This window comes from Methylobacterium radiodurans, assembly GCF_003173735.1.
Taxonomy (GTDB): Bacteria; Pseudomonadota; Alphaproteobacteria; order Rhizobiales; family Beijerinckiaceae; genus Methylobacterium; species Methylobacterium radiodurans.
The window spans coordinates 140779-166547 of the sequence record NZ_CP029551.1 but is presented as its reverse complement, the minus strand read 5'-3'; the positions used below and the strand labels follow the sequence as shown (position 1 = coordinate 166547).

Annotated in this window: 22 protein-coding genes; 17 read left to right on the top strand and 5 right to left on the bottom strand. The window is 68.7% G+C overall.

Annotated elements, in window-relative coordinates; genetic code table 11:
• The first annotated feature begins 16 nt into the window (after positions 1-16).
• Positions 17-2167, top strand: coding sequence for a peptidase domain-containing ABC transporter (locus tag DK427_RS00675; protein WP_109949583.1), 2151 nt, complete (start codon positions 17-19; stop codon positions 2165-2167).
• A gap of 85 nt (positions 2168-2252) precedes the next feature.
• Here the strand turns inward: DK427_RS00675 and DK427_RS00670 are convergent, their stop codons facing one another.
• The 4 genes from DK427_RS00670 to DK427_RS00655 form a co-directional block, all read right to left on the bottom strand.
• Positions 2253-2975, bottom strand: coding sequence for an ABC transporter ATP-binding protein (locus DK427_RS00670; protein WP_109949582.1), 723 nt, complete (start codon positions 2973-2975; stop codon positions 2253-2255).
• Positions 2968-5022: a branched-chain amino acid ABC transporter ATP-binding protein/permease gene (locus DK427_RS00665; protein ID WP_109949581.1), complete on the bottom strand. Its 2055-nt coding sequence runs from the start codon at positions 5020-5022 to the stop codon at positions 2968-2970. The genes DK427_RS00670 and DK427_RS00665 overlap by 8 nt, the downstream gene beginning before the upstream one ends.
• A 39-nt stretch (positions 5023-5061) precedes the next feature.
• Complete coding sequence (locus DK427_RS00660; RefSeq protein ID WP_109949580.1) at positions 5062-5934, bottom strand: branched-chain amino acid ABC transporter permease; 873 nt, start codon at positions 5932-5934, stop codon at positions 5062-5064.
• A gap of 216 nt (positions 5935-6150) precedes the next feature.
• Positions 6151-7362 (bottom strand): ABC transporter substrate-binding protein, encoded by a 1212-nt coding sequence (locus tag DK427_RS00655; protein WP_109949579.1) that lies wholly within the window; start codon positions 7360-7362, stop codon positions 6151-6153.
• Between the two features lie 400 nt (positions 7363-7762).
• On the opposite strand from DK427_RS00655, the gene DK427_RS00650 reads away from it, so the two are divergent.
• From DK427_RS00650 to DK427_RS00590, 13 genes are all read left to right on the top strand, one after another.
• A complete protein-coding gene (locus DK427_RS00650) occupies positions 7763-8575 on the top strand; it encodes an ABC transporter permease (protein WP_109949578.1) in 813 nt (270 codons plus the stop codon).
• 247 nt (positions 8576-8822) lie between these two features.
• Positions 8823-9773, top strand: a complete 951-nt coding sequence (locus DK427_RS00645) for an NAD-dependent epimerase/dehydratase family protein (RefSeq protein ID WP_109949577.1) — start codon at positions 8823-8825, stop codon at positions 9771-9773.
• A gap of 3 nt (positions 9774-9776) precedes the next feature.
• Entirely contained in the window at positions 9777-10550 is a 774-nt protein-coding gene (locus DK427_RS00640) for an NAD-dependent epimerase/dehydratase family protein (protein WP_109949576.1), read from the top strand.
• Positions 10551-10722: 172 nt separating this feature from the next.
• Positions 10723-11655, top strand: coding sequence for an NAD-dependent epimerase/dehydratase family protein (locus DK427_RS00635; RefSeq protein WP_109949575.1), 933 nt, complete (start codon positions 10723-10725; stop codon positions 11653-11655).
• A 166-nt stretch (positions 11656-11821) separates the two neighbouring features.
• Positions 11822-12457, top strand: coding sequence for a D-sedoheptulose 7-phosphate isomerase (locus DK427_RS00630; RefSeq protein WP_109949574.1), 636 nt, complete (start codon positions 11822-11824; stop codon positions 12455-12457).
• Positions 12432-13745: an HAD-IIIA family hydrolase gene (locus DK427_RS00625; RefSeq protein WP_245930735.1), complete on the top strand. Its 1314-nt coding sequence runs from the start codon at positions 12432-12434 to the stop codon at positions 13743-13745. Before DK427_RS00630 ends, DK427_RS00625 begins: the two co-directional genes overlap by 26 nt.
• A 1-nt stretch (position 13746) precedes the next feature.
• A complete protein-coding gene (locus DK427_RS00620) occupies positions 13747-14550 on the top strand; it encodes a glycosyltransferase family 2 protein (RefSeq protein WP_109949573.1) in 804 nt (267 codons plus the stop codon).
• A gap of 90 nt (positions 14551-14640) precedes the next feature.
• Positions 14641-15633 carry a GHMP family kinase ATP-binding protein gene (locus tag DK427_RS00615; protein ID WP_245930734.1) on the top strand — a complete coding sequence of 331 codons (993 nt, stop codon included), beginning with the start codon at positions 14641-14643 and terminating at the stop codon, positions 15631-15633.
• A gap of 55 nt (positions 15634-15688) precedes the next feature.
• Positions 15689-16645 carry a glycosyltransferase family 2 protein gene (locus DK427_RS00610; protein WP_109949571.1) on the top strand — a complete coding sequence of 319 codons (957 nt, stop codon included), beginning with the start codon at positions 15689-15691 and terminating at the stop codon, positions 16643-16645.
• A 30-nt stretch (positions 16646-16675) separates the two neighbouring features.
• Positions 16676-17764 carry a CDP-glucose 4,6-dehydratase gene (gene rfbG, locus DK427_RS00605; RefSeq protein WP_109949570.1) on the top strand — a complete coding sequence of 363 codons (1089 nt, stop codon included), beginning with the start codon at positions 16676-16678 and terminating at the stop codon, positions 17762-17764.
• 52 nt (positions 17765-17816) lie between these two features.
• The gene (rfbF, locus tag DK427_RS00600) at positions 17817-18587 is read left to right on the top strand and encodes a glucose-1-phosphate cytidylyltransferase (protein WP_109949569.1); all 771 of its coding nucleotides are present in this window, start codon (positions 17817-17819) and stop codon (positions 18585-18587) included.
• A 45-nt stretch (positions 18588-18632) separates the two neighbouring features.
• Positions 18633-19169 carry a dTDP-4-dehydrorhamnose 3,5-epimerase family protein gene (locus DK427_RS00595; protein WP_109949568.1) on the top strand — a complete coding sequence of 179 codons (537 nt, stop codon included), beginning with the start codon at positions 18633-18635 and terminating at the stop codon, positions 19167-19169.
• A gap of 91 nt (positions 19170-19260) precedes the next feature.
• Entirely contained in the window at positions 19261-20256 is a 996-nt protein-coding gene (locus DK427_RS00590) for an NAD-dependent epimerase/dehydratase family protein (RefSeq protein ID WP_109949567.1), read from the top strand.
• Here DK427_RS00590 and DK427_RS00585 read toward each other — a convergent pair.
• Complete coding sequence (locus tag DK427_RS00585) at positions 20228-21127, bottom strand: CatB-related O-acetyltransferase (protein WP_109949566.1); 900 nt, start codon at positions 21125-21127, stop codon at positions 20228-20230. The genes DK427_RS00590 and DK427_RS00585 overlap by 29 nt on opposite strands.
• A gap of 440 nt (positions 21128-21567) precedes the next feature.
• Here DK427_RS00585 and DK427_RS00580 point away from each other — a divergent pair, with 440 nt between their 5' ends.
• The 3 genes from DK427_RS00580 to DK427_RS00570 all read left to right on the top strand — a co-directional run bounded on the left by DK427_RS00580 (position 21568) and on the right by DK427_RS00570 (position 25267).
• Positions 21568-22617, top strand: a complete 1050-nt coding sequence (locus DK427_RS00580) for an FkbM family methyltransferase (protein ID WP_109949565.1) — start codon at positions 21568-21570, stop codon at positions 22615-22617.
• A gap of 87 nt (positions 22618-22704) precedes the next feature.
• Positions 22705-24024 (top strand): lipopolysaccharide biosynthesis protein RfbH, encoded by a 1320-nt coding sequence (rfbH, locus tag DK427_RS00575; RefSeq protein WP_109949564.1) that lies wholly within the window; start codon positions 22705-22707, stop codon positions 24022-24024.
• A 289-nt stretch (positions 24025-24313) separates the two neighbouring features.
• Positions 24314-25267: a UDP-glucuronic acid decarboxylase family protein gene (locus tag DK427_RS00570; protein ID WP_109949563.1), complete on the top strand. Its 954-nt coding sequence runs from the start codon at positions 24314-24316 to the stop codon at positions 25265-25267.
• The last annotated feature ends 502 nt before the right edge of the window (positions 25268-25769 follow it).

The following is a 25769-nucleotide window of genomic DNA, read 5'->3' as shown; positions in this document are numbered from 1 at the left end:
CCGGAGCGAGGCTCGGATGAGCGAGTGGCTGAAGGGCTTGGCCGGGGGACGGCGGCGCGTGCGCTCGCTGGTGCAGAGCGAGACCAACGAGTGCGGGCTGACCTGCCTCGCCATGGTGGCGAACTACCACCGGCACGACATCGACCTCGCCTACCTGCGCGCCCTGTTCCCGCTCTCGCGCACCGGCATGTCGCTCGGCGACATCGTGGAACTGGCCGACACGCTCGGCCTCGATGCCGGCGGATACGCGCTCTCCAACATCGACGAGCTGAAGGGCGTCCAGCTCCCGGCGATCCTGCACTGGAAGGGCAACCACTTCGTGGTGCTCGAATCGGTCCGGGGCGGCCGCTACCGGGTGCACGACCCGGAATTCGGCCTGCGCCTCTACGAGCGCGCCGACATGGAGCAGCTCTTCTCCGGCGTCGTGCTCGAATTCGCGCCCCGGATGGACCTCAAGCGGGTCCAGGCCGAGAAGAAGCTGACCTTCCGCGAGGTGTTCCGCGCCACGCGCGGGCTCGGCGGCACGGTCTGGCAGATCAGCCTCGTCACGGTGGCGATCGCGCTCCTCGGCCTCGCCATGCCGGTGCTGCTGCAGATCGCCCTCGACGTGGTGATCCCGCAGGTCGATCTCGACCTGCTCCACGTGCTGGCGATCGGTCTCGTCCTGCTGCTGAGCTTCGAGGCGATCGGGCGCTGGCTGCGTGACTACGTGACGCTGCGGGCCTCGACGCTTCTCCAACTGCAGTTCACCCGCAACGTGGTCGGCCACGCCTTCCGGCTGCCGCTGAACTACTTCGAACTGCGCCACCCCGGCGACTTCGTGGCCCGGGTCGACTCGATCGAGCACGTCAAGGCCTTCCTCGTCGGCGGCCTCGTCACGGCGTTTGCCGACAGCGCCACCTCGATCCTGATCATCGGGCTGATGCTCTACTACTCCCCCGCCATGGCGGTGGTGACGATGCTCACCCTGGTCGCGGTGATCGGGATGCGCTTCCTGACCTTCCCGAAGCTCAACCAGGCGACCTTCGGCTCGCTGGAGGCGCGCTCGGAGGAGCGGGCGCGCCTCCTCGACGGCCTGCGCCGGGTCGACAGCCTGAAGGCGCATAACGGCACCGAGCTGTTCGCGATGCGTTGGTTCGAGAGCTTCTCGCGCTTCGCCAACCTCGACTTCCGGGCGCGCAAGGCCGGGATCGACGCGGAGCTGTTCATGCATCTCGTGATCGTGGCGAGCACGGTCGCGACCCTCTACATGGGCATCGTCGGCGTGATCTCGAACACGCTGACGATCGGTACGCTCTACGCCTTCTTCGCGCTGCGCGGCGAGTTCTTCGAGCGCGTCAACCTGCTCACCAGCAACCTGATGCATCTCTCGGCGATGCGGGTGCATTTCCAGCGCCTCGACGACGTGCTCGGCCAGGAGCCGGAATCCGGCCTGCAGGACGCGACCTTCCACCGGACGCTCAACCGCGAGGTGCGGCTGGAGAACGTGACGGTGCAGTTCGGCCGCGCCGACGAGCCGATCCTGCGCGAGGTGAACCTGCGCATCGACCTCGCGACCCACGAGACCGTGGCGATCGTCGGCGTCTCGGGCTCGGGCAAGTCCTCCCTGATGAAGATCCTGGCGAGCCTGCACGAGCCGGCCGAGGGCCGCGTGCTGGTGGACGGCAGCCCGCTCAACCAGTTCGGCAAGCGCGAGTACCGCAGCAATCTGGGCGTGGTCTTCGCCGACGACGGCCTCTTCGCCGGAACCGTGGCCGACAACCTCTCGCTGTTCGACCCAGCCGTCTCGCGGGCCGAGATGGAGGCGGCGCTCGTCTGCGTGGGCCTGCGCGACGAGATCGAGCGCCTGCCCCAGGGCTACGCCACGCAGGTCTCGGAGGAGGGCGGCCTGCTCTCGACCGGGCAGCGCCGCCGCCTGCTGCTGGCCCGCGCGCTCTGCCGCCGCCCGCGCCTGCTGCTCCTCGACGAGGTGACGGCCAATCTCGATCCGACGACCGAGGCCGCGCTGGTGGAGAGCCTGAAGGGCATCCGGGCCGCCAAGGTCTTCATCACCCACAGCGAGCGCATGCTCGATCAGGTCGATCGCGTCCTGCGCATCGAGGGCGGCCGCCTCGTGGAGGACGCCCGCGCGCCGGGCGCCGGCCGGAGGATCCCGTCCAGGGCGTGAGGCCGTCTCGGGGCCCTCCGCGCCCAGTCGGCACCGGGCCGGCGGTCCAAGTGCGGGGCGCCCGGGGAGCGCCCCGCCTCTCCCGTCAGTGGCCGCCGCCGAGATAGGCCGCCCGCACCGCGGGGTCGTTCTTCAACTGCTGCGCCGGACCCTGGAAGCGGATGCGGCCGTTCTCCAGCACGTAGGCGTGGTCGGCGACGCCCAGCGCCGCCATGGCGAACTGCTCGACCAGGAGCATCGTCACCTGATCGGCCTTGAGCTGCCGGATGATCCGGAACACCTCCTCCACGAGCTTGGGGGCGAGCCCCATCGATGGCTCGTCGAGGAGCAGGATCTCCGGGCGCAGCATCAGGGCTCGGCCCATGGCGAGCATCTGCTGCTCGCCGCCGGACAGCGTGCCGGCGAGCTGCGTGCGCCGTTCCTTCAGCCGCGGGAACAGCTCGAAGGCGCGGTCGCGGTCGGCGGCCACGTCGCCCTTCGGCCGCGCCCCGGTGAGCCGGGGAAACGCTCCGAGCGTCAGGTTGTCCTCGACCGAGAGCGTCGGGAAGACCCGGCGCCCCTCGGGCGAGTGGGCGAGGCCGAAGCGGGCGACGTCGTAGCTCTCGAGCCCGCCGATCTCGCGCCCGTTGAGGCGGATCGAGCCTGCCCGCGGCCGGATCATCCCCGACAGCGCCCGCATGGTGGTGGTCTTGCCGGCCCCGTTCGAGCCGATCAGCGCCACGACCTGGCCCTTCGGCACCGCGAAGTCGAGGCCGTGCAGCACCTCGATCTGGCCGTAGCCGGCCGAGAGACCCGAGACCTCAAGCATGGGCCGTCTCCTCGTCGGCGACCGGGCTGCCGAGATAGGCCTCGACGACCTTGGGATCCTGCTGCACGTCGCGGGCGCTGCCCTCGGCGATCTTGTGGCCGAAATCGAGCACGCTGACGCGGTCGCAGAGCCCCATCACCACGTCCATGTGATGCTCGATCAGGATCACGGTGATGCCCGCGTCCCGGATCTTGCGGATGATCGTGGTCAGCTCGGCGATGTCGGGGGCGGTCAGGCCCGCCGCCGGCTCGTCGAGGAGGAGCAGCACCGGATCGAGGGCGAGCGCGCGCCCGATCTCGAGGAGGCGCTGTTTGCCATAGGGAAGGTTGCGTGCCTCCACCTGCGCGAGGGCGCTCAGGCCCACGAAGTCGAGGATCGACATGGCGCGGGCGCGCTGCTCGCGCTCCTCGCGGCGGCGACGCGGCGTGCCGAGGATCGCGTCGAAGATGTTGCCGCGGAAGCTGTGATGGAGGCCCACCAGCACGTTCTCCAGAGCCGTCATCTCGCGGAAGAGCTGCACGTTCTGGAAGGTGCGGGCGACGCCGGACGCCGCGATCTCGGAGGGCGTGCGCCCGTCGAGCCGGGTGCTGCCGTCCGCGCGGGCGAGCGTCACGCTGCCCGCGGTCGGCTTGTAGATGCCGGTGAGCACGTTCATCATCGTGCTCTTGCCCGAGCCGTTCGGGCCGATCAGCCCGTGGATCGTGCCCGGCCGCACCGTGAGGTCGACGCCGGCGAGCGCCTTCAGGCCGCCGAACTGCATCAGCGCCTGCTCGACCTTGAGGAGCGGGTCGGCGCCGCCGCGCCCGCTCTGGACGCTGAGCGCCGCGCCCTCGGCCTGCACGCTCTTGCCCTCGGCCGTGTGGGCCGGGCGGAGAGCCGGGATCTTCTCGCGGACGAAGCCGACGATGCCGTCCGGCAGGTAGTAGACCACGAAAAGGATCATCAGGCCGAAGACCGTCAGGCGGAAGTCGGTCACCGATTGCAGGGCGAGCGTCGCCGGGAAGAAGGCGAGGCAGAGCGCCACCGGCACAAGGATCGCGAAGCGGTTCTCCTGGCGGCGCAGGAAAGCCAGCGCCCCGACCACCAGCGCGACCGCCGCGATGATGCCGGCCATGATCCGCACGAGCTGGATGTCGGCCAGGATGTTGGGCATCATCACGATGATGGCCGAGCCGATGATCGGGCCGGCGCGCGACTTGCGGCCGCCCATCGTGACGGCGAGCAGGAACAGCACCGTCAGCTCGAAGCCGTAGGAGTTCGGCGCGACGTAGCGCTCCGACCACGCGAAGAGCGCGCCGGCCAGCCCCGCGAGGGCCGCCGAGATCACGAAGGCGTAGACCTTGTAGCGGTACACCGAGACGCCCATGCAGTCGCAGGCGATCGGCGAGTCGCGCAGGGCCTCGAAGGCGCGGCCGAAGGGCGAGCGCACCACCCGGTTGACGATGAGAATCGTGGCCAGCAGCGCGATACAGGTGAGATAGTAGAACTCCAGCTTGCGCCCGGCGGCCCCCCAGGGGGCCTGCATGCCGATCAGCGAGAAGTCGAGCACCCGGGCCGGCGGCAGGGTGATGCCCAGCGGCCCGTTCGTCAGCGGCGTCAGCTCGTTGATGAAGATCTGCACGATGGTGCCGAAGGCGAGCGTCACCATGGCCAGATACGGTCCGGTGACGCGCAAAGCCGGCACGGCGAGCAGCACGCCGAAGGCCGAGGTCACGCCGATGCCGGCGAGGATCCCCCACCAGAGCCCGAGCTTGAAGTGCAGGAACAGCACCGCCGCACCGTAGGCGCCGACGCCGAACAGGCCGGCATGTCCGAGCGAGACCTGGCCGGTATAGCCGACCACGATGTCGAGCCCGAGGATCAGGATCGCGTAGATCGCGATCACCACCACGAGGTGGATGTAGTACGAGCTCGTGACCACGTGCGGGAAGGCGGCGAGGAACACCACCAGGAGCACGGTGCCGATGAGGCCCGCGTAGCGGGACAGGCTCGGGGCGGAGGCCGGCGCGGGCGCGGCGGCGGGAGCGGGGGCAAGGGTCTGCGCCATGGCGTCAGGCAGCCGTAGGATCAAGCCGGGGGTACACGCTCAGACCTTCTTGATGACCGCTTTGCCGAACAGGCCGACGGGGCGGATCGAGAGAACGACGAGAAGCAGGATCAGGCCCGGCACGTCTTTGTAGCCGGTCGAGATGTAGAAGCCGGTAAGCGTCTCGGCGACGCCGAGGATCAGGCCGCCGACGATGACGCCGAGGCCGGATTCGAGGCCGCCGATGATCGCCACCGCGAACGCCTTGAGCGCCAGCACCGCACCCATCGTGGCGCCGGTGAGCGTCACGGGGGCGACGAGCACGCCGGCGAACGCCGCCGTCATGGCGCTGATCGAGTAGGACAGGGTGATGACGCGCTGGGTGTTGATGCCCATCAGGCCGGCGGCGTCGATGTCGTTGGATGTGGCAACGACAGCCTTCCCCCAGATCGACTTGCGGTTGAAGATCTCGACCGCGAGCATCATCAGCAGCGCGCCGGCCACGATCAGCAGCTCCATCGGCAGGATGCGGATGCCCGCGACCTGGATCGCCTCCTCGGGGAGCGGAGAGGGGAACTTCAGGTCGTCGCGGCCCCAGACGTTCTCGGCGACGTTCTTGAAGATGATGCCGAGCGCGATGGTGGCCATGATCCACCCGTACTCGGACTTGATCTTCACGGCCGGGCGCACGCCGAGCCGCTCAACCACGGCGCCGAGCGCGAAGCCGAAGACGAGGACCAGCGGGATCATCAGCCAGTAGCCGGTGAAGGGCACCAGTGTCAGGCCGAACAGGGCGCCGAGCGCCAAGGCCTCGCCCTGGCCGAAGTTCAGCGTCTTCGAGGTGGCGAAGGTCAGCTGATAGCCGAACGCGATCGCCGCGTAGATCATGCCGACCGCGACGCCGGACGCGATGAGCTGGAGCAGGATGGCCATGGGTACGCCGTGAGGGGGGATGCCTGGGATCCGCGGACACGGCCGTCGGATCGATGGGAATGGTGCGGCACCGGGAGCGGGCCGGCTGCTCCGGCCCGCTCCCGATCGCCGTGCGCGTATCCGGATCGGAGCCGCCACGCCGGGGGGCCCTGCGGGCCGATCTTCCGCGGAGTCGAGCCACCGGCTTCCGGAGGAAGCCGGTGGCGATGGCCGACCTCAGTTCGAGGTCTTCTCCTTGAGGCGGACGACGCCCGCGTTCTTGGCATCCTCGGGCTTGGCGTAGACGATCTTGCCGTCCTGCACCTTGCCGAACACGACCATGTTGCGGGAGATCGCGTTGTGGTCCTTGGCCGTGAAAGGCTTGTCGTAGGTGGTGACGACGCCCTCGACCTTCTCGTTCAGGTTCTCCAGGGCGGCGCGGATCTTCGCCCCGTCGGTGCTGCCGGCCTGCTTGATGGCCGCCGCGAGCAGGAAGATCGAGTCGTAGCCTTGCGCGCCCGCCACGGGGGTCGGGATCTTCGTCACGCCGTACGTCTTGTAGTAGTTCTCGAGGAACGCCTTGCGCTTCGGCAGCGTCTGATCCTCGATGAAGGTCTGCGGCATGATCACGCCGTTGCCGTTGGCGCCGGCGATATCGATGAAGCTCTGCATCGAGGACGGCCAGCTCGTGATCATCGGCACCTTCCAGCCGAGCTTGGCCATGCCGTTGGAGATCTGCGCCAGCTCCGGCCCGATGCCGTAGGCGAGGATGACTTCGGCGCCGGCCTGCTGCGCCTTCAGCAGCTGGGCCGTCATGTCGACGTCCTTGATGTTGAACTTCTCGACCGCGACCGGCTTCACGCCCTTGGTGGCGAGGTACTTTTCGATGTCCTCGCGGCCGAGCTGGCCGTAATTGGTCGAGTCTGCCAGGATCGCGATCTTCTTGTGGCCCTGGGCGAGAGCCTCGTCGACCATCAGGCCGGCCTGGAGCACGTCGTAGGCGGAGTTCCGGAAGACGTAGTTGGCGTCGTAGTCCGGCTCCTTGAACTGGTTGGTGATGATCGTGCCGGTGGCGACGTTGTTGAACACCGGGATCTCGGCTTCCTGGTAGAAGCGCTGGGCGGCCAGCGCCACGCCGGTGTTGATGAAGCCGACGCTGGCGACGACCTTCTCCTTGTTGATCAGCTCCTGGGCGACCTGGGCGCCGACCTCGTTCTTGGCCTCGTCGTCGCGCTCCACGAGCTGGATCGGCCGGCCGAGCACGCCGCCCGCCTTGTTGATCTCGGCGGCGGCGAGCTTGGCGCCGTCGCGCATCGAGACGCCCATCGAGGAGGAACCGCCCGTGTAGGGCCCGCTCAGGCCGATCTTGATCGGGTCCGCGGCCCGGGCCGGTGTGAGCGCCAGCGCGCAGGCCAGCGCGAGCGCGGACGCGCCTACGGTAAATCGCATCGTTTCCTCTCCCAACAGGCCGCTCGCGCGGCGGTGCCCTTCGCGGTGGCACTCTGTATTCAGTAGCCTTGAATCACGATCGACCGTCAAGCGGTCGCCAGGGGCGATGCCTGGTTTTCTCTGCTGATCATGTGAGCATGTGGCGGAAGAGCTAGTGACAGCGAGGCCCGTTCGATCCGCAATCGTCGATCGAGCCGGGATTAAAGCAACGGGCTATGCCTCGGAGATGCAAGCCAGAGCTCGGAACGCCGTCGTCTGCTCCCAGCGCCGGCCGGCATCGGAGCATCCGGAAAGGACGTCGGCGGCTCGCGCCGCAAGGCCATACTCTCGACGTGTTGCCCGCGCAGAGCCTGCGGCTTAACCGGTGGCTGACGCCCCGATCCGAGAGACGCAAGACGCCATGAGCTACCAGGGTCCGTCGGCCCTCGCGCTTCCGGACGCCGCGCCGCGGCTGAGCGCGACCGAATCCTACCTGCGCGTGCTGCACGCCCTGATGCTGCGCGACATGCGCACCCGCTTCGGCGCCTCCTACTGGGGCTACGCCGTGGTCGTGCTCTGGCCTTGCGCCCACGTCTTCATGCTGGTGGCGATCTACTACTTCCGCAAGGTGCCGGCGCCGATCGGTGAGAGCAGTCCGATCTTCTTCGCGAGCGGCGCGGTGCCGGTGCTGATTTATCAGTACATGTCCCGCGAAGTGATGAAGTCGGTCGGCGCCAATCGGCCGCTCACGTATTACCCACAGGTGAAGCTCATTGACGTGATCTTCGCGCGCCTGCTCGTTGAGATCGTCAGCGGCTCCCTCAGCCTGATCGTCGTGCTGGCGATCCTGGCCGCCCTCGGCGTCGATCCGCGACCGGTTGAACCCTTCACGGCGGTGACGGGATTCCTGGCGGCGATCCTGCTCGGTATCGGGATCGGCTTCGTGAACGTCTGCATCATGGCGTACTTTCCCGCCTGGGCGATGGGCTACGTCCTGTTCAACATCATCATTTACATCACCAGTGGTGTGATGTTCCTGCCGAATTATCTGCCCGAGCAGATCTACTCTATCCTCAAGTACAATCCTGCGGTTCAGATCATCGAGTGGGTTCGGCTGGGTTATTATCCGGCCCTCGATGTCCAAGTGGATTACTTCTACGTGGTCATGTTCGGGCTCACGACGCTCAGCATCGGCCTGCTGATGGAGCGGTTCGTCGTCCGCAAGCTCTCGTAGCGCCGCCGGCCGGCGGAGCGTGTCATCTTCGGCCGGGCGTTCTGCGCCGGCCCATGCCGCGGGTGCGGCCGAACCGGGTTTTGCGTCTCGGACGGACGATCAAGGGTGTGCCTGCCGCGATCACCGAGGGCTGGATCGGGGTGGTGATCCCCGCGAGGATGGGTTGAGCAGGCACCCGAGAGAGCGAGTGCTTGCGAGCGGCCGGGTGCGGTCCTAAAGCGGCGGCCGACGAGAGGACGAGGACGCCATGCCGAAGCGCATCCTGATGACCGGGGCTTCCGGCTTCCTCGGACGCCACACGCTGCCGGTGCTCCGAGAAGCCTATGGTGCGGACAACGTCGTCGCAGTCTCAAGCTCGGATCACGACCTGATGGATCTGCGCGAGGTCGAGCGGCTGCTCGACGCGACCCGGCCCGACGTCGTGGTGCACTACGCCGCCTATTCCGGCGGCATCGGCGCGAACCGGACCTACCCGGCCGACTTCTACTATCGCAACACGATCCTGACCGCGCACATGTTCGAGGCCGCGGCCCGGCGCCGGATCGGCAAGCTGGTCTACCCGATGGGCGGCTGCTCCTACCCGGCGACGGCTGCGAGCCCCATCGACGAGAGCCAACTCTGGAAGGGCTACCCGCAGGACGAGAGCGCGGGCTACTCCACGGCCAAGATGATGGGCACGGTGGCGGCGCGCTCCTACCGCCGCCAGTACGGCCTCGACACGGCCGTGATCATCCCCGGCAACATGTACGGCGAGTTCGACAACTTCACCACCCTCGACAGCCACGTCGTCCCGGCGATGATCCGGCGTTACTACGAGGCCCGGCGGCAGGGCGTGGGCGAGGTCGTGATGTGGGGCAGCGGCCAACCCCAACGCGACTTCGTCTACGCGGGCGACGTGGCGGCGACGATCCCCTACTTCATCGAGCGCTACAGCGCCGACGAGCCGGTCAACGTCAGCCAGGGCGAGCCCACGCGTATCCGTGACCTCGCCGAGATCATCGCCGAGCTGGTCGGGTTCGAGGGCCGCATCGTCTGGGACAGGGACAAGCCGGACGGCCAGATGGTCAAGATCTTCGACACCGCGCGGCTCGCCGGTCTCGGGCTTTCCTGTCGGACGCCCCTGCGGGACGGGCTGCGCCGGACCATCGACTGGCTGGCGGCGAACTACGAGACCCGCGGCGACGGATTGCGGCTCTGAGCCATGATCTACGTTCTCGGCGGTGACGGCTTCGTCGGCTCGGCCTACGCGCGGCTCTGCGCCGCGCGCGGGCTGGAGCACCGTGTGATCACCCGCGCGAACTACGAGGCTCATATCGGCACGGCCTGCGCGCTCCTGATCAACGCGAACGGGAACTCGAAGAAGTTCCTGGCCGACCGCGACCCGCGCTGGGAGTTCGACGCCTCCGTCCGCTCCGTCTGCCACACGCTGGAGGATTTCCGCAGCGACGCCTACCTCTACCTGTCGAGCGGCGACGTCTATCCGGACCCGAGCAGCCCGTCGCTCGCGCACGAAGCCGCTCCCATCGATGTGCGGCGCCAGAGCCGGTACGGCCTGCACAAGTACCTCGCGGAGCAGCTGGTGCTGGCCCGCCACCCCCGGCCGCTCGTGCTGCGCATGGGCGGCTTCGTCGGGTCGGGGATGCGCAAGAACGCGGTCTTCGACATGCTCCACGACCAGACGGTCCGGCTCGCGCCCGACAGCGCGCTGCAGTTCATCGGCACCGACACGGCCGCCGACCTCGTCTGGACCCTGGTCGAGCGGCAGGTCTGCGGCGAGATCGTGAATCTGGGCGCCACCGGCACGGTCCGGATCGGCGACCTGCACGCCCGGCTGGGCGCCCGCGCACCCTTCGCGCCCGAGGCGCCGACCCTCCGCTTCGAGATCGCGACCGACAAGCTTGCCGCGCTGACGGGCCGGCCGCTCCCGGAGAGCGGAGCCGAGGTCGAGCGCTACCTCCGGTCAGTCGGCCGCTAGCCGCGGGCCGAGTCCTCCCGGACACAGGTGCGCGCCGTCGTCGCCCGCCCCGCGCGCGTCGTCTTCAAGCGCGGTGCCGAAGCGTGGTAGGCGCGCACCAGGGCGGAGCGCCGCCGCGAGTGCGGTCCCGCCGGGGCACGGTCTCGGACGAGACCCGAAGCAGGGCGGAACCATGCGCGTACTCGTGACCGGCGGGGCCGGCTACATCGGTTCGATCCTCGTGCCGATCCTCTTGCAGCGCGGCGATTCGGTGACGGTGCTCGACACCTTCCGGGCCGGGGGCACGGAATTGGCCGCCGCCTGCGCCTACGAGGGGTTCAGGCCGGTGCGCGGCGACGCGCGCGACCATCGTCTCCTCGATGAACTCGTGCCGCAGCACGACGTGCTGATCCCGCTGGCCGCCCTGGTCGGCGCGCCGCTCTGCAAGGAGGACGCGGTCGGCGCCACCACCCTCAACCGCGACGCCGTGCGCGACCTCGTCGCCCGAAGCGGCGGCGACCAGATGATCGTCTATCCGACCACGAATTCGGGCTACGGCATCGGCGAGGCCGGAAAGTTCTGCACCGAGGAGACGCCGCTGCGGCCGATCTCGCTCTACGGTGTCACGAAGTGCGAGGCCGAGGACGCGGTGCTCGGCAGTGGCCGCGGCGTCTCCCTGCGGCTCGCCACGGTCTTCGGCATGGCGCCGCGCATGCGCCTCGACCTCCTCGTCAACGACTTCACTCACCGGGCGGTGAACGACGGCGCACTCGTCGTGTTCGAGGGGCACTTCAAGCGCAACTACATCCACATCCGCGACGTCGCGAAGGGCTTCCTGCACGCGATCGACCGGTTCGCGCAGATGCGGGGCGAAGCCTACAACCTCGGCCTGTCCTCGGCGAACCTGTCGAAGCTCGAACTCTGCGCGCGGATCAAGGACCACGTGCCGCGCTTCGTCTACATCGAGGCGCCGATCGGCGAGGATCCGGACAAGCGCGACTACATCGTCTCGAACGACAAGCTCGAGGCGACGGGCTGGTCGCCGGACATCGATCTGGACGCTGGCATCCGCGAGCTGGTGCGCGGCTACACGATGCTGCGCAACGGTCGCTTCGCCAACGTCTGAGCCGGTGCGGCCCCGCCCGAACGCGGGACGCAAGTCTGACACAAGGCGCGTGCGCCAGACCGTAGGCCTGAAGGTCCGCCCCTCGGGCGCGGGTCTTGGCGGGAGCGGCGGGACGGGTCCTGATGGCCGGCCCCGCCGCTCCGCGACAGGCTGGACGGCGCCGACCATGACCGACTTCACCGAGTACCTCGTCAGCTCGCGGGACGTGATCCAGGCAGCGATCGACTGCCCCAACCTGCTCGCTGCAGCCGAGCAGGCCGCCGACCGGATCGGCGCGTCGCTCGAGGCCGGCGGCAAGCTGCTCGTCTTCGGCAATGGCGGAAGCGCGGGCGACGCCCAGCACATCGCGGGCGAGTTCGTCTCGCGCTTCAACTACGACCGCGCGCCGCTGGCGGCGCTCGCGCTGACCACCGACACCTCCGTCCTCACCGCGATCGGCAACGATTACGGCTACGAGCGGGTGTTCGAGCGCCAGGTGTTGGCCCTCGGGCACCCGGGCGACGTCTGCCTCGCGCTCTCGACCTCCGGCAACTCGCCGAACGTGCTTCGCGCCATGCACGCCGCGCAGGATCTGCGCCTCGCCACGATCGGTCTCACGGGGCGGAGCGGCGGCCTGATGGCGCCCTTCGCCGACGTGCTGCTGTGCGTGCCCTCCGACGCGACGCCGCTGATCCAGCAGGTCCACATGGCGCTCGCCCACGCGATCTGCGGCCGGGTCGAGGCGCGCCTGCGCCCGAACCTGGCCGAGCGCTTCGCGCAGAAGGATGCGTCCCGGGATGGTGCGCGGAACCGGGCGGCCTGATCCCGTGCTGCGCCAGGCGATGATCCTCTGCGGCGGGCTCGGCACCCGCCTCGGAGCCCTGACGGCCGAGACCCCGAAGCCGCTCCTGTCGGTGGCGGGCCGGCCCTTCCTCGACACGCTGCTGTTCGAGCTCGGCCGCCACGGCTTCGAGGAGGTGGTGCTGCTCGCCGCCTTCCGCAGCGAGAAGATCGAGGCCTATATCCGCGCCAACCCGGTTGCCGAGCGCTTCGGGATGCGCCTGCGGATCTGCATCGAGCCCAATCAGGCCGGGACCGGGGGCGCGCTCGCCCACGCGGCCCGCCTCGCCGACGATGAGTTCCTCCTGCTCAACGGCGATTCCTGGTTCGACTGTAATCTCCTGGCGCTCGCACCGCTCCTCGCGCGCAACGCCCGGGCGGACATCGCGCTGACTCTGCGCGCGGTGCCCGACGCCGCGCGCTACGGCGTCGCCCTGACCCGCGGCGAGACGGTGACGGCCTTCCTGGAGCGGCCGCCAGCGCCGGGGCCGGGCCTCATCAACGCGGGCATCTACCTCGTCCGCCGCTCCCTGCTCGCGGAGATCACTGGCCCCTGCTCGCTGGAGCGGGACGTGCTGCCCCGGTTGGCGGAGGCCGGCCGCGTCGCCGGACTCATCCGCTCCGGCTACTTCCTCGATATCGGCGTGCCGGAGAGCTTCGCGCGGGCGCAGGTCGAGATTCCGCGCCAGAGTATGCGCCCGGCCGTGTTCCTCGACCGCGACGGCGTGCTCAACCACGACGACCACTATGTCGGCTCGCGAGACCGGTTCCGCTGGATCCCGGGCGCCGCCAAGGCGGTGGCCGCCCTCAACGAGGCCGGCGCCTTCGTCTTCCTCGTCACCAACCAGGCGGGAATCGCCCGCGGGCTCTACGCGGAGACGGATGTCGAGGTGCTTCACGCCGGGATCCGGGCGGAGCTGCGCGCGGCCGGCGCCCACATCGACGACGTGCGCTACTGCCCCTTCCACCCGGAGGGCGTGGTGCCGGCCTACGCGCGCGCCCATCCCTGGCGCAAGCCCGAGCCCGGCATGCTGCTCGACCTCATGGCGCATTGGCCCGTGGACCGCGCCGCGAGCCGCCTCGTCGGCGACCGGGAGAGCGACTGCGCGGCCGCCCGCGCGGCGGGCGTGCGCCCGCATCTCTTCCCCGGCGGCGACCTCCACGCCTTCCTGGTCGGCGAGGGCATCCTCCCGCGACCCCAGGCGGATCCGTCCGAACAGATCACCGACGACCCGTCCGGCACCGTGCCGCGACGGCTGCAAGAGGCGTGAGATGAAGATCGCGATTATCACGCCGTCCCGGCTGAAGCTCTCGACGCTCGCGGGCGACGAGGGCTCGGGCGTCTACTTCCTCGAACACGCGGTCCGCAGCGCGGAGGCGCAGCAACTCGACCGGCCGGTCGAGCTGCGCTTCTTCGTCGGCGTCGATCCCGGCACCGAGATCCCGGCGCGGCTGGCCGAGCACCCGCTGCTCACCTTCGTGCACAGCGACCGCAGGACCCAGGTCGCGGCCCTGAACGCTGCCCTCCAGGCCGTGGACGACAGCTGGGACCTCGTCGGCTTCCTGGAGGACGACGATCGCTGGCTGCCGCAATACCTCTCGGTCGCGATTCCCGCCCTCGACAGCTTCGACTTCGTCTCTTCGACCCAGCTCGAGGTTGACGAGTCGGGCGAGGCCGTGCGGATCAACGACTTTCCCACGCCCTCCGGCTGGCTGATGCGCCGCAGCACCCACGCGCGCGTCGGCGACGTCAGCATGTGGTCGAAGTGGCACTACGACAACGAGTGGCTCGGGCGCCTGGCGGAGACTGGCCTGCGCCGTGGCCATCTCGTCGAGGCGACGGCGCCCGCCAGCCTTCGGGATGCGCAGCAGGTTCGGCCCTGGCTCGCCAACGTGCTCAGCCTCGGCGGCCCGAACAGCCACCTCGTGCGCCACGGCTACGTGCTGCCCCTGGTGCGGCGCCTCGTCCATCCGGGTTCGGGCACCTCGGCGGTCGGCCAGGGCTCGACCGCGAAGCAGGAGAGCGACGCCGAGTACCAGGGGCTCGTGGACCGGTTCGGGCATATCCCGTGGTGAGGGTTCGGACCGGCCCGGATCCCGCGCGCCGCCCGCGCCCGGACGTTCGACACCTCTCGCTCGCATGAGAACGCGCGTGCCATGCTCTGGATGACGAAGACCCCTGTGCGGGTCAGCCTGTTCGGCGGCGGGACCGACTATCCCGAATACTTCCACCGCTATCCCGGTGCGGTGGTCGGGCTGTCGATCGACAAGTACATCTACATCACGGCGCTCAAGCTGACGGCCTTTCAGGCCTACAACTACCGCGTCAGCTACTCGCAGCTGGAGCATTGCGACAGCGTGGAGGAGATCGAGCATCCGGTCGTGCGGGAGGTCCTCAAGCACTACGGCATCTCGGACCGGCTCGACATCAGCGTGATCTCCGACCTGCCCGCGACGGGCAGCGGGCTCGGCTCGTCCTCGGCCTTCACGGTCGGCTTCCTGCGCGCGGTCTACGCCATCCAGGGGCGGCGACCGACGAAGATCGAGCTGGCCAAGGCGGCGATCTCGGCCGAGCGCGATCTCCTGCGGGAGAACGTCGGTGTCCAGGACCAGCTGCACGCGGCCTTCGGTGGGATCAACCGCTTCGACTTCGACCGCGGCGCGATCCGGATCAGCCCGGTCCAGGCCTCGTCGGCGGTTATCGAGGAGCTCAACCGCGCGATGGTGCTCGTCCATACCGGCATCGCCCGCCGGGCGACGCAGGCGGTGGCCACGCAGATCAAGGCGACGGCCGAGCGCCGGATCGACCGGGAGCTGTCGGATCTCTACGCCCTGGTCGGGCAGTGCGTCGACCTGCTGGAACGCGGATCCCCTGGCTGGCTGCGCGAACTCGGCGCGATGCTCTCCCAGTCCTGGCTCATCAAGCGGACGCTCTCCGACCACGTCTCGAACGCGACGCTCGACGCGATCTTCGAGGCGATCACCGCGGCGGGCGCCCACGGGGCGAAGCTGTGCGGGGCGGGCGGCGGCGGCTTCTTTCTCGCGCTGATCGATCCCGAGCGCCTGCCGCTGCTGCGGGCCGGGCTCCCGGGCCACGCCGTCATACCGATCCGCCTCGACGTCGACGGCTCCGCGGTGATCGTCCGCCAGGACACGTGACGCCGCACCGCACGCCGCTTCCGCCCCAGTCCGGCTCCCGATCAAGGACGACCCGATGTCTCAGCCGCTCGTTTCCATCATCATCCCCACGCTGAACCGGCTCGAGTTGCTGGCCCAGTCGATCTGGTCGGTTACCGCGCAGGACTACAAGAACATCGAGATCATCGTCAGCAACAATGCCAGCCGGGACGGGACGGCGGATTTCCTGCGCCGGATCCACAACACGGATTTCCGCGTCATCACCCATCCGTTCACGCTGCCGCTGGAGATCAACGTCGCCGAGGCGGCGCGGCAGGCACGGGGCAAGTACATGCTCGTGCTGAGCGACGACGACCTGATCTCGGACACCTACATCTCGACGATGGTCGCGGCCTTCGAGGCGGACGAGGCGGTGCAGGTCGGGCTCGGCCGCAGGGTCCTGATCAACGAGAAGAACGAGGTTCTGCACCAATCCGAGCCCTTGGCGCCGGCTGCCTACAGCGAATCGGCGGCGACCTGGCTGCCGCGCTACTTCGCGAGCCCGACGGAGCACAACCAGATCAACACGGTGTTCTCGGTCTTCTACCGCCGGTCCGAGTGGCTTCGCTGCGGCGGGCAGCCCGCTCTGTCCTCGTCCTTCTTCGCCGACACGATCCCCTTCATCGGCGTCAACACGCCGGAGACCAAGGTCTTCTACGCCCCGGACGCCATGTTCCTCTACCGGATGCACCAGAGCCAGGAGACGCGGCAGAACGCGGCGAGGCAGACCTATCTCGGCCTGTTCCAGTTCTTCGACCACCTCAGGGGCGTCATCGGACCGTTCGGGGCTTCGGAGGCGTTCAAGGCCGCCGTCATCCGCTACATCCTCATGATGTTCTTCGGTTCCTGCGGACCGTTCGCACAGCAGGAGCGGATCCAGCCGGCCGACCTCTACAGGGTTCTCTTGGAGCGCCTGGGCGAGGCGCCGCAGGCGGGACTGGAGGACGGACAGGACGCTGCCGAGGATCGCGTCCCGTTCGCTGGGGCCGCCTGATGCGCCGCGCGCCGCCTGGGGAGAGCCGCCATGACGCCTGAGCGCTATCGCGACGTCCGCGTCCTCCTCACGGGGCATACGGGCTTCAAGGGCGCGTGGCTCGCCGCCTGGCTTCTGGCCGAGGGCGCGGAGGTGATGGGCCTCGCGCTCGCGCCGGAGCCCGGCCGGCCGAGCCTGTTCGAGGAACTCGATCTCGCCCGACGGATCGAGTCCCGCTTCGTGGACATCCGCGACGCCGAGGCGGTGCAGGCGGCCGTGGCGGCCTTCCGCCCGCAGGTCGTGTTCCACTTGGCCGCCCAGGCCCTGGTGCGGCGCTCCTACGCCGACCCCCTCGCGACCTTCGCGGTCAACGTGATGGGGACCGCCCACGTACTGGAGGCGGCGCGGCGCACCGATTCGGTGCGGGCGGTGGTCTGCGTCACCTCGGACAAGTGCTACGACAACCGCGAATGGGTCTGGGGCTACCGCGAGACCGACCCGCTCGGCGGCAAGGATCCCTACAGCGCCAGCAAGGCCGCCGCCGAGATCGTGGCGGCGAGCTACCGGCAGGCCCTTGTGCCGGGCGACCGGCTGCGCCTCGCCACCGCGCGGGGCGGCAACGTCATCGGCGGCGGGGACTGGTCCGAGGATCGCCTCGTGCCCGATCTCGTGCGCGCCATCCGGGCCGGCACGCCGCTCGTGCTGCGTAAGCCGGGCGCCGTCCGGCCCTGGCAGCACGTGCTCGAACTCCTGCACGGCTATCTCCTGCTCGGCGCGCGCCTGCTCGACGGCGACGCGCGCGCCGCGGGCGCCTGGAACTTCGGCCCGGCGCGCTCGGGCGAGGTCGCGGTGGGCCGCTTGGTCGAGGCCGCCCTCGCGGCCTGGGGCGGCGACCCGATCCCGGTCCGCATCGAGCCTTCCGCGGTCGCCGAGGCCGGGATCCTCAAGCTCGACACGGCCAAGGCCGAGGCCGGCCTCGCCTGGCGCCCACTCCTCGACTTCGCCCGCACGGTGCAGCTGACGATGGACTGGTACCGCGGCCACGACGCGGACCCGGCGGCGGCCCGCTTCCTCGTCGAGACCCAGATCGCCGGTTACCGCCGGCTCGCCGCCGGCGACGAGGACAGCGCCCGACCATGACCGCCCCATACCTGCCGATCCGTGTCCCCGGCCGCGCCGCGGAGGCCCGGCGATGAAGGCCGTCATCCTGGCCGGCGGCCTCGGCACGCGCCTGTCCGAGGAGACCGCCACGCGGCCCAAGCCGATGGTCGAGATCGGCGGACGGCCGATCCTCTGGCACATCATGAAGGGCTACAGCCGGCACGGCATCAACGACTTCGTGATCTGCCTCGGCTACAAGGGCTACGTCATCAAGGAGTACTTCGCGAACTACTTCCTCCACATGAGCGACGTGACGATCCACATCGCCGAGAACCGGATGGAGATCCACCGCAAGACCGCCGAGCCCTGGACCGTGACGCTGGTCGATACCGGCGAGCACAGCATGACGGGCGGGCGCCTCAAGCGGGTTCGGCATCACCTGGAGGGCGAGGAGCTGTTCGCGCTCACCTACGGCGACGGCGTCAGCGACGTCGACTTCACCGCCCAGATCGCCTTCCACCGCGCGCACGGGCGGCGCGCCACGGTGACGGCGGTGCGGCCCGACAAGCGCTTCGGCTACCTCGCGCTCGACGGCGCGCAGGTCACCGCCTTCGAGGAGAAGCCCGCCAACGAGGGTGGTTGGATCAACGGCGGCTTCTTCCTGCTCGCGCCCTCGGTCATCGACGCGGTGGAGGGCGACGAGACGGTCTGGGAGCGCGCGCCCCTGGAGCGCCTGGCGCTCGCGGGCGAGCTGCAGGCCTTCGTCCACGACGGCTTCTGGCAGGCGATGGACACGCTGCGGGACAAGACGAACCTCGAGGCGCTCTGGGCGTCGGGACGGGCGCCGTGGAAGACGTGGTGAGAGCGCCTGCGCGGAACCCCTGAGGAGGGCGCCGGAGAAACCCCGATGTTCGAGATCCACCCGACAGCCCTACCCCAGGTCGCCTTCCTGCGCGCTCCGGGAAGCCGCGACGCGCGCGGCGGCTTCCGGAAGCTCGCTCACGCACCGGCCCTCGCGGCAGCCGGTCTTCGCAGCGACTTCGCCGAAATCTACTGCTCGACGTCCCAGGCCGGGGTCGTGCGCGGGATGCATTTCCAGGCGCCGCCCCACCAGCATGCCAAGCTCGTCTGGTGCCTGGAGGGGCGGGTGACCGATGTCGTGCTCGACCTGCGGCCGGGCGAGCGATACGGCCGCGCCGTCGCCCTGGATCTCGATGGCGCGGCGCGGGACGGCGTCTACGTGCCCGAGGGCTGCGCGCACGGCTTCGCGGTCCGGTCGGACCACGCGACACTGCTCTACATGGTGACCTCCGTTCACGCACCCGAGGCGGATCTCGGCATCCGCTGGGACGGGTTCGGATTCGACTGGGGCGTCGAGAGCCCGATCCTGTCGGAGCGCGACCGCCGCCATCCCGGGTTGAAGGACTTCGCGACGCCGTTCTGATCCGGGTATTGGAGAGCGCGCGTCTCTGCCAAAGGTCGGACCTGTCGCGGATGCGACGGGTCCGGGGTCGCGGCACAGGCTGGGAGCACCGATGAGCGCGATCGTTCGACCTGCCACGGTTCTCGTCACGGGCGCGCGGGGCTATCTCGGCGGCAGGCTCGTCCAGTATCTTGCCGGGCGCGGGCGCGCCGTCCACGGAACCAGCCGATCCGATCGCCCGGCCCCGGACGGCTGGCCTGCCGGCGTGCCGCTGACGAAGCTGGATCCGCTCGGCGATCCCGCCGCGGCGATCGCGGCCCTCTCAGGGGTCGGAACGGTCATCCACCTCGCCGCGGCCAACGAGGGCCGCAGCGCCAGCGAGCCCGATGCCGCGCTCGCCGAGACGGGGGCCGGCACGAGGCGGCTCGTCGAAGCCGCGGTCGCGGCCGGTGTCGAACGCTTCGTCTTCCTGTCGACGATCCACGTCTACGGCACCCCGCTGCGCGGTCTTCTGTCCGAGACGGACCGCGTCCGGCCTGTCCATCCCTACGCCATCACGCATCAGGTGGGCGAAGCCTTCACGCTGGCGGCGAGCGATGCGGGTCGCATCGAAGGCGTGGTGATCAGGCTCTCGAACGCGATCGGAGCACCCGCCTGGATCGACGTAGACCGCTGGACATTGCTCGCCAACGACCTTGCCCGCCAGGCGGTCCGGACGGGCGAGGTCGTGCTTCGAACACCGGGGCAATGGCGCGATTTCATCGCGCTCTCGGATGTGTGCCAGGCCGTGGAGCGGATCATCGATGCGCCGTCGCAGGCCCTTCGAGACGGTATCGTCAATCTGGCAAGCGGCAGGACCAGCCGGGTCGATGACATCGCGGTCCGAGTGGCGCGTGCGGCCGAGAAGGAACTCGGACGACCCATCGTCGTGCACGGCCCGACGCCGGATGTCGGAGCCGCCGAGCCGCCTTTCACCCTCTCGGTCGATCGGTTGCAGAGGCTCGGCCTCGTGTTGTCGACCACTGAGAGTCTCGACCACGCCCTGGCGGAGACGATTCGCCTCCTGAAGCATCGTTCTCTCAGGACCGACTCGCCTCGGCCTCGTTGACCTGCCGCGCAGCCTCGATGAACCCGTCGATATCCTTCGACATGATCAGCGGAAGGTGGGCGTTCACCGTGGCATCGGACCATGTCCACCACTTGGTCTCAACGAGAGCGGCGATTGTTTCCGCTGAGAATCTGGACTTCACGACGCGGGCCGGGTTTCCCGCGACGACGCTGTAGGGCGCGACGCTCTTGGTCACGACGGACTTCGCCGCGACGACCGACCCGACGCCCAGATTCACCCCGGACATGATCGTCGCCCCGTATCCGATCCAGACATCCGGGCCGATGACGATGTCGCCCTTGGAACTGGGCAACGACGTCGCGTGCGCTGCCGGGACCGGAGAGTTGGGCCAGGGCGGATTGAAGAACGGATAGGTCGTGACGGTGTCCATGCTGTGGTTGCCATCCGTGAGCATGAAGACGTCATTGGCAATCGAAGAGAACTTGTCGATGAAGATGCAGGCCGGAGCGCCCCAGCTTCTGACATTGGGCGAGCCGTATGTATACGTTCCGATGAACATCCTGGGGTGGACGATGTGCTCTTGGAACGAAATGCCGGTTTTCCGCGAGAAGAAATTCCTGGCAATCTCGACTGTCCTGTGGCTGACGATCGGAGCGGCGAGAGCCGCGCGAAGGACATCCTCATGGTCGTCCAGCGCGTCGCTCATCGATAGGTGCTGGCAATAGATATCGTATGCCATGCCGAGCGGCTGATGGATCTGATTGTCGAGGGGGTTCGACCAATTGATGCCCTGAAGCGTCTCGACGGCCCCCGCGAAGTCCTGACCATCGACCTGCTGCTGTGCGCGGGCCAGGGCTTGGAGCTTTTGAGCTTGCGTCAGTTCCTGGAACGGGAAGTACGGTGCCGTCAACGGTCGGTCTCCAAGATCATCTGCGAAAACGTGAAGCTATCGGAGGCGGATGGCGAATCTTCTCGTGATCGAGACGATCCCATGATCATACGCGCCTCCGCTTCGCGGGCCGGTGCCCGGCAAGTGGCCGGGACGCCTTCGAAGCGCTTGTCCGAGGAGTATCCCCTCAAATCCGCGCCGGTGGAAGATTCCGATTGCCCGTTCGGATCGTCTGCCAGGTGTTCGCGTCAGCCTCGCGCAACGCTGCCGGCCCTATACCATGCTTGGTCCGAAGGGCCGTACCCGGTTGCCGGTGCCGTGAGCAGCGATATCCCGAATGGGCCGAAGCCATCGCGCGGTCCGCACCGCTCGTGTTCCCGGCCCGGTAGGTCCGACCTGCCGCCCTCCGGAAAGGCGTGGACCGCGGACGAGCTGGGCGGCTGCGAGACCGAGAGGCTACGATGATGGACCAGAGCGAGCTCCTTCGGCAGTTGGATGCCAAGGTACGGATGCTTCAGGAGGAGGCCCAGCAGCTGCGCGTGGAGGTGGGGCTCCTCAGGTCGGCAGCGTACGGTTCGGGTGTGGACCTGGTCATTCTCGATGACATCGTTCTGTATGTGCCGACCAACGACAATCTGTACTCGAACTTCATGCATAATAGTAACAAGAATTACAACATCGGGGTGCACGGTCTGCCGCAAGTAAGGACCGATGGCTTGGTCGATGACGCCGGGAAGGTCTTGCACAACTACCTCGGGCTCGTCGCGCAGGATTGCGGCGCCGTCGATCTGTTCGATATCGGTTCGTGGGCCGGCGACGTCGCGATCCGGCTCGGGCGCTACGCGAAGCTCGCGGGCCTCGATTACCGCGCGCATTGCTACGACCCGTCCTTCGCCGGGTCGCTGGTCCCCTTCAACACGCAGCTGAACGGCGTGTCGGACAGCGTCGATTTCGTGCCGGCCGGGATCAGTCTCGAGGGCGGTCCGCTGCTGTTCAACCAAGTGCGCGGCCACTCGGACTCGTCCGGCCTCTCGACCATGGACAGCTTCGGCCGCCCCGTGGACGCCTACGTGATCAACACCTACACGCTGGAGCAGATCCTGGCCCGCCATGAGCGGGAGGCGCACAAGATCATCAAGATCGACGTGGAAGGCCTCGATGCCCTGATCGTCCGGAGGAACTTCGACCTATTGGCGAATTGCACGATCATTATCGAGTTCAACCCCGGTCAGAGACAGTACGTCGATATCAATCCGTGGAAGTTCCTCGAGGACATGGCCTATACGCACTCCCTGTACGATCTGTTCTATGCTCCGAAGCCCGCCCGGGTCGAGAAGATCGAGAATTATCACGCCTTCATCATGGACGTGGCGCAGCGCCCGCATCGTTACACCGACATCCTGATGGTCCCGCAGACGCAGCCCTTCCACGACCGGTTCGACGCGGCCTCCAGGCTGTACGCGCGAAAGCCCGATCATGCCGTGTTCGCGGAGCCGTTCCGCGGGGCGTAGGCCCCTGCCGGCACAAGCCCGGCACCATGCCGACCGGCTTGTATGGGTTCCGGAGACCAGCGACCCGACGAGAGCCTTTCGCCACCCATGACCGATGCCCTGCGCGCCGAGATCCTGAGCCTCGCCCGGCGCCATTACGAGGCCCGGGCGACGCCCGCCTTCGTGCCCGGCGAGACCTACATCCCGCCATCCGGCAAGGTGATGGACGCGGAGGATTGCGCCCACCTGATCGACGCCTCCCTGGACATGTGGCTGACCGCCGGGCGCTACGCCGACCGGTTCGAGCGCGAGCTCGCCGCCGCCTTCGGGCGGCGACACGCGCGGCTGACCGTCTCGGGGTCGGCCGCCAACCTGCTCGCCTTCGCGGCCCTGACCTCCCCGAAGCACGGCGAGCGCCGCCTGCGTCCGGGCGACGAGGTGATCACCGTGGCGGCGGGTTTCCCGACCACCGTCGCGCCGATCGTGCAGCACGGCTGCGTGCCCGTCTTCGTGGATGTCGACGTCGAGACCCACAACGTCGACGTCGACCTCTTGGAGGCGGCGGTGACGCCGAAGACCCGGGCCGTGATGATCGCCCACTCGCTCGGCAACCCGTTCGACGTGGTGCGGGTGGCCGAGATCTGCCGGCGCCACGGGCTCTGGCTGGTGGAGGATTGCTGCGACGCCTTCGGTGCGACCATCGGCGGCCAGGGGGTCGGCACCTTCGGCGACGTCGCTACCCTGAGCTTCTACCCGGCCCACCACATCACCACCGGCGAGGGCGGGGCCGTTCTGATGGACAAGGGCCCGCTCGCCAAGATCGCGGAATCCTTCCGCGACTGGGGCCGGGACTGCTACTGCAAGCCCGGGACCGACAACACCTGCGGCAACCGCTTCGGCTGGAAGCTCGGCGACCTGCCTCGCGGCTACGACCACAAATACACGTACTCCCACCTCGGCTACAACCTGAAGGTCAGCGACATGCAGGCCGCTCTCGGGGTGAGCCAGCTGACCAAGCTCGATCATTTCGTGGCGCGGCGCCGCGAGAACTTCGCCGGCCTCGACCGGCGCCTGCGCGAGCGCGGCCTCGACCGGATCTTCCACCTGCCGGTGGCCACGCCGGGCTCGGAGCCGAGCTGGTTCGGCTACCTCTTGACCGTCCGGGGCGGGGTGAGCCTCGACCGCAACGCGCTGGTGGCCCGGCTGGAGCAGCTGCGCGTGGGGACCCGGCTGCTGTTTGCCGGGAACCTGACCCGCCAGCCCGCCTTCCGCGACGTGCACCACCGCGTCCACGGGACGCTGGAGCGCACGGACAAGATCATGCGCGACAGCTTCTGGATCGGCGTCTGGCCCGGTATCACCGAGCCGATGCTGGACTACATGGCCGACACGCTCGACGCGACGGCGCGGGATCTCGGCGCCCGATGAGCGCGGGCCCGTGCCGCCGCTCCGGCGGACGGGGACAGTCGAGCTCGATTCGCCGCCGGGGCTTCGGCAATGGTACCACGACCGCCTCGTGCGATGGATCCACGTCGTGCCCGCCTCGGCCCATCTCGGGAAGCTCGCCGAGGTGCGGCCCTGACTCACCCGCGCCGGAGGCGGCGGCGATTGCCGCACGAGACCGGGCGGTCGCCGCCATCATCCTCGATCAGGCGCTGCTCGACGGTACCCCGCGCGTGAGCGCCCATTTCCGAGCCCCAGAGGCCAGCCCGTGCGCATGACAGCCAGACGCGTTCTCGTCACCGGCGGAGCGGGCTTCGTGGGCTCGCATTTGTGCGAACGGCTGCTCGATCATGGCCACGAGGTACTCTGCGTCGACAACTTCTTCACCGGTGCACGGGCGAACGTCGCGCATCTCCTCGTGCATCCGCGCTTCGAGCTGATGCGCCACGACGTGACCTTCCCGCTCTACGTAGAGGTGGACGAGATCTACAACCTCGCCTGCCCGGCCTCCCCGGTCCACTATCAGGCCGATCCCGTCCAGACGACGAAGACGAGCGTGATGGGCGCGATCAATATGCTGGGGCTCGCCAAGCGCCTGAAGGCGAAGATCCTGCAGGCCTCGACTTCGGAGGTCTACGGCGATCCGGACGTCCACCCGCAGCCGGAATCGTACTGGGGCCGCGTCAATCCGATCGGCTTCCGCTCCTGCTACGACGAGGGCAAGCGCTGCGCCGAGACGCTGTTCTTCGACTACCGGCGCCAGCACGACCTGTCCGTGAAGGTGGTGCGCATCTTCAACACCTACGGGCCGCGCATGCGTGCCGACGACGGGCGCGTGGTCTCGAACCTGATCGTGCAGGCGCTGCGGGGCGAGCCGATCACCCTCTACGGCGACGGGGCGCAGACGCGCTCGTTCTGCTACGTGGACGACCTCGTAGAAGGGCTGATCCAGATGATGGAGACGCCTCACGCGGTGACCGGCCCGATCAATTTGGGTAATCCGGGCGAGTTCACGATTCGGGAGCTGGCGGATCTGGTGAGGGAGCTGACGGGCGCGGCCTCGGCGATCGAGCACCGGCCGCTGCCGCCCGACGATCCGCGTCAGCGCCGGCCCGACATCGCGCTGGCGCAGGAACTCCTCGGTTGGGCACCGACGATCCCGCTGCGCGAGGGGCTCGCGCGCACGATCCGCTACTTCGAGCGGGCGCTTCAGCCGGGCGCGGCGTAGATCGGCGCGCGGGTGATCGGGATGGAGATATCGAGCGCGGCATCGACTCGGACATCACACCGTTCCGGGTTTCCGGCCGCAGCCTCCGCGGTCCGGTCCGCGCCCGATATGTCGCAAAGGCGGTGCTGTCCGACAGTCCAACGATGTCCACCTGCTGATCAGGTTCATTGTTGAGGTCTCTGGGTCAGCGTCCTGCTCATAGACGACGGGCGAGCGGTAGCTGAACGCCGAGTGGCGGCGCAGCCGGTTTTAGAAGCCCTCGATGTCGCCGAAGCAGGCCATCCGGGCTTCAGCCTGCGATCGATTCGCATCCCGGAGGCGGCTCAGGCGGAATACCCGGCCTGAGGGACGATCCGCATCGCGTCAGCGGTCTGTGAGGATCGGGCGGCGCCGTGCCAGAGGCCCGGACAGATGCACGCTCCGGCGTCCGGCTGCCAACGGTCGCCGCGGCTTCGATGGGCCCGCCGCCGGACGCGGCGTCGCGCCCGGACAGAATGATCAG

Bases quoted from the DNA above. Each gene is read 5' to 3' on its own strand.
- DK427_RS00675 (WP_109949583.1), top strand. From the start codon at position 17: ATGAGCGAGTGGCTGAAGGGCTTGGCCGGGGGACGGCGGCGCGTGCGC.
- DK427_RS00670 (WP_109949582.1), bottom strand. From the start codon at position 2,975: ATGCTTGAGGTCTCGGGTCTCTCGGCCGGCTACGGCCAGATCGAGGTG.
- DK427_RS00665 (WP_109949581.1), bottom strand. From the start codon at position 5,022: ATGGCGCAGACCCTTGCCCCCGCTCCCGCCGCCGCGCCCGCGCCGGCC.
- DK427_RS00660 (WP_109949580.1), bottom strand. From the start codon at position 5,934: ATGGCCATCCTGCTCCAGCTCATCGCGTCCGGCGTCGCGGTCGGCATG.
- DK427_RS00655 (WP_109949579.1), bottom strand. From the start codon at position 7,362: ATGCGATTTACCGTAGGCGCGTCCGCGCTCGCGCTGGCCTGCGCGCTG.
- DK427_RS00650 (WP_109949578.1), top strand. From the start codon at position 7,763: ATGAGCTACCAGGGTCCGTCGGCCCTCGCGCTTCCGGACGCCGCGCCG.
- DK427_RS00645 (WP_109949577.1), top strand. From the start codon at position 8,823: ATGCCGAAGCGCATCCTGATGACCGGGGCTTCCGGCTTCCTCGGACGC.
- DK427_RS00640 (WP_109949576.1), top strand. From the start codon at position 9,777: ATGATCTACGTTCTCGGCGGTGACGGCTTCGTCGGCTCGGCCTACGCG.
- DK427_RS00635 (WP_109949575.1), top strand. From the start codon at position 10,723: ATGCGCGTACTCGTGACCGGCGGGGCCGGCTACATCGGTTCGATCCTC.
- DK427_RS00630 (WP_109949574.1), top strand. From the start codon at position 11,822: ATGACCGACTTCACCGAGTACCTCGTCAGCTCGCGGGACGTGATCCAG.
- DK427_RS00625 (WP_245930735.1), top strand. From the start codon at position 12,432: ATGGTGCGCGGAACCGGGCGGCCTGATCCCGTGCTGCGCCAGGCGATG.
- DK427_RS00620 (WP_109949573.1), top strand. From the start codon at position 13,747: ATGAAGATCGCGATTATCACGCCGTCCCGGCTGAAGCTCTCGACGCTC.
- DK427_RS00615 (WP_245930734.1), top strand. From the start codon at position 14,641: ATGACGAAGACCCCTGTGCGGGTCAGCCTGTTCGGCGGCGGGACCGAC.
- DK427_RS00610 (WP_109949571.1), top strand. From the start codon at position 15,689: ATGTCTCAGCCGCTCGTTTCCATCATCATCCCCACGCTGAACCGGCTC.
- rfbG (WP_109949570.1), top strand. From the start codon at position 16,676: ATGACGCCTGAGCGCTATCGCGACGTCCGCGTCCTCCTCACGGGGCAT.
- rfbF (WP_109949569.1), top strand. From the start codon at position 17,817: ATGAAGGCCGTCATCCTGGCCGGCGGCCTCGGCACGCGCCTGTCCGAG.
- DK427_RS00595 (WP_109949568.1), top strand. From the start codon at position 18,633: ATGTTCGAGATCCACCCGACAGCCCTACCCCAGGTCGCCTTCCTGCGC.
- DK427_RS00590 (WP_109949567.1), top strand. From the start codon at position 19,261: ATGAGCGCGATCGTTCGACCTGCCACGGTTCTCGTCACGGGCGCGCGG.
- DK427_RS00580 (WP_109949565.1), top strand. From the start codon at position 21,568: ATGATGGACCAGAGCGAGCTCCTTCGGCAGTTGGATGCCAAGGTACGG.
- rfbH (WP_109949564.1), top strand. From the start codon at position 22,705: ATGACCGATGCCCTGCGCGCCGAGATCCTGAGCCTCGCCCGGCGCCAT.
- DK427_RS00570 (WP_109949563.1), top strand. From the start codon at position 24,314: ATGACAGCCAGACGCGTTCTCGTCACCGGCGGAGCGGGCTTCGTGGGC.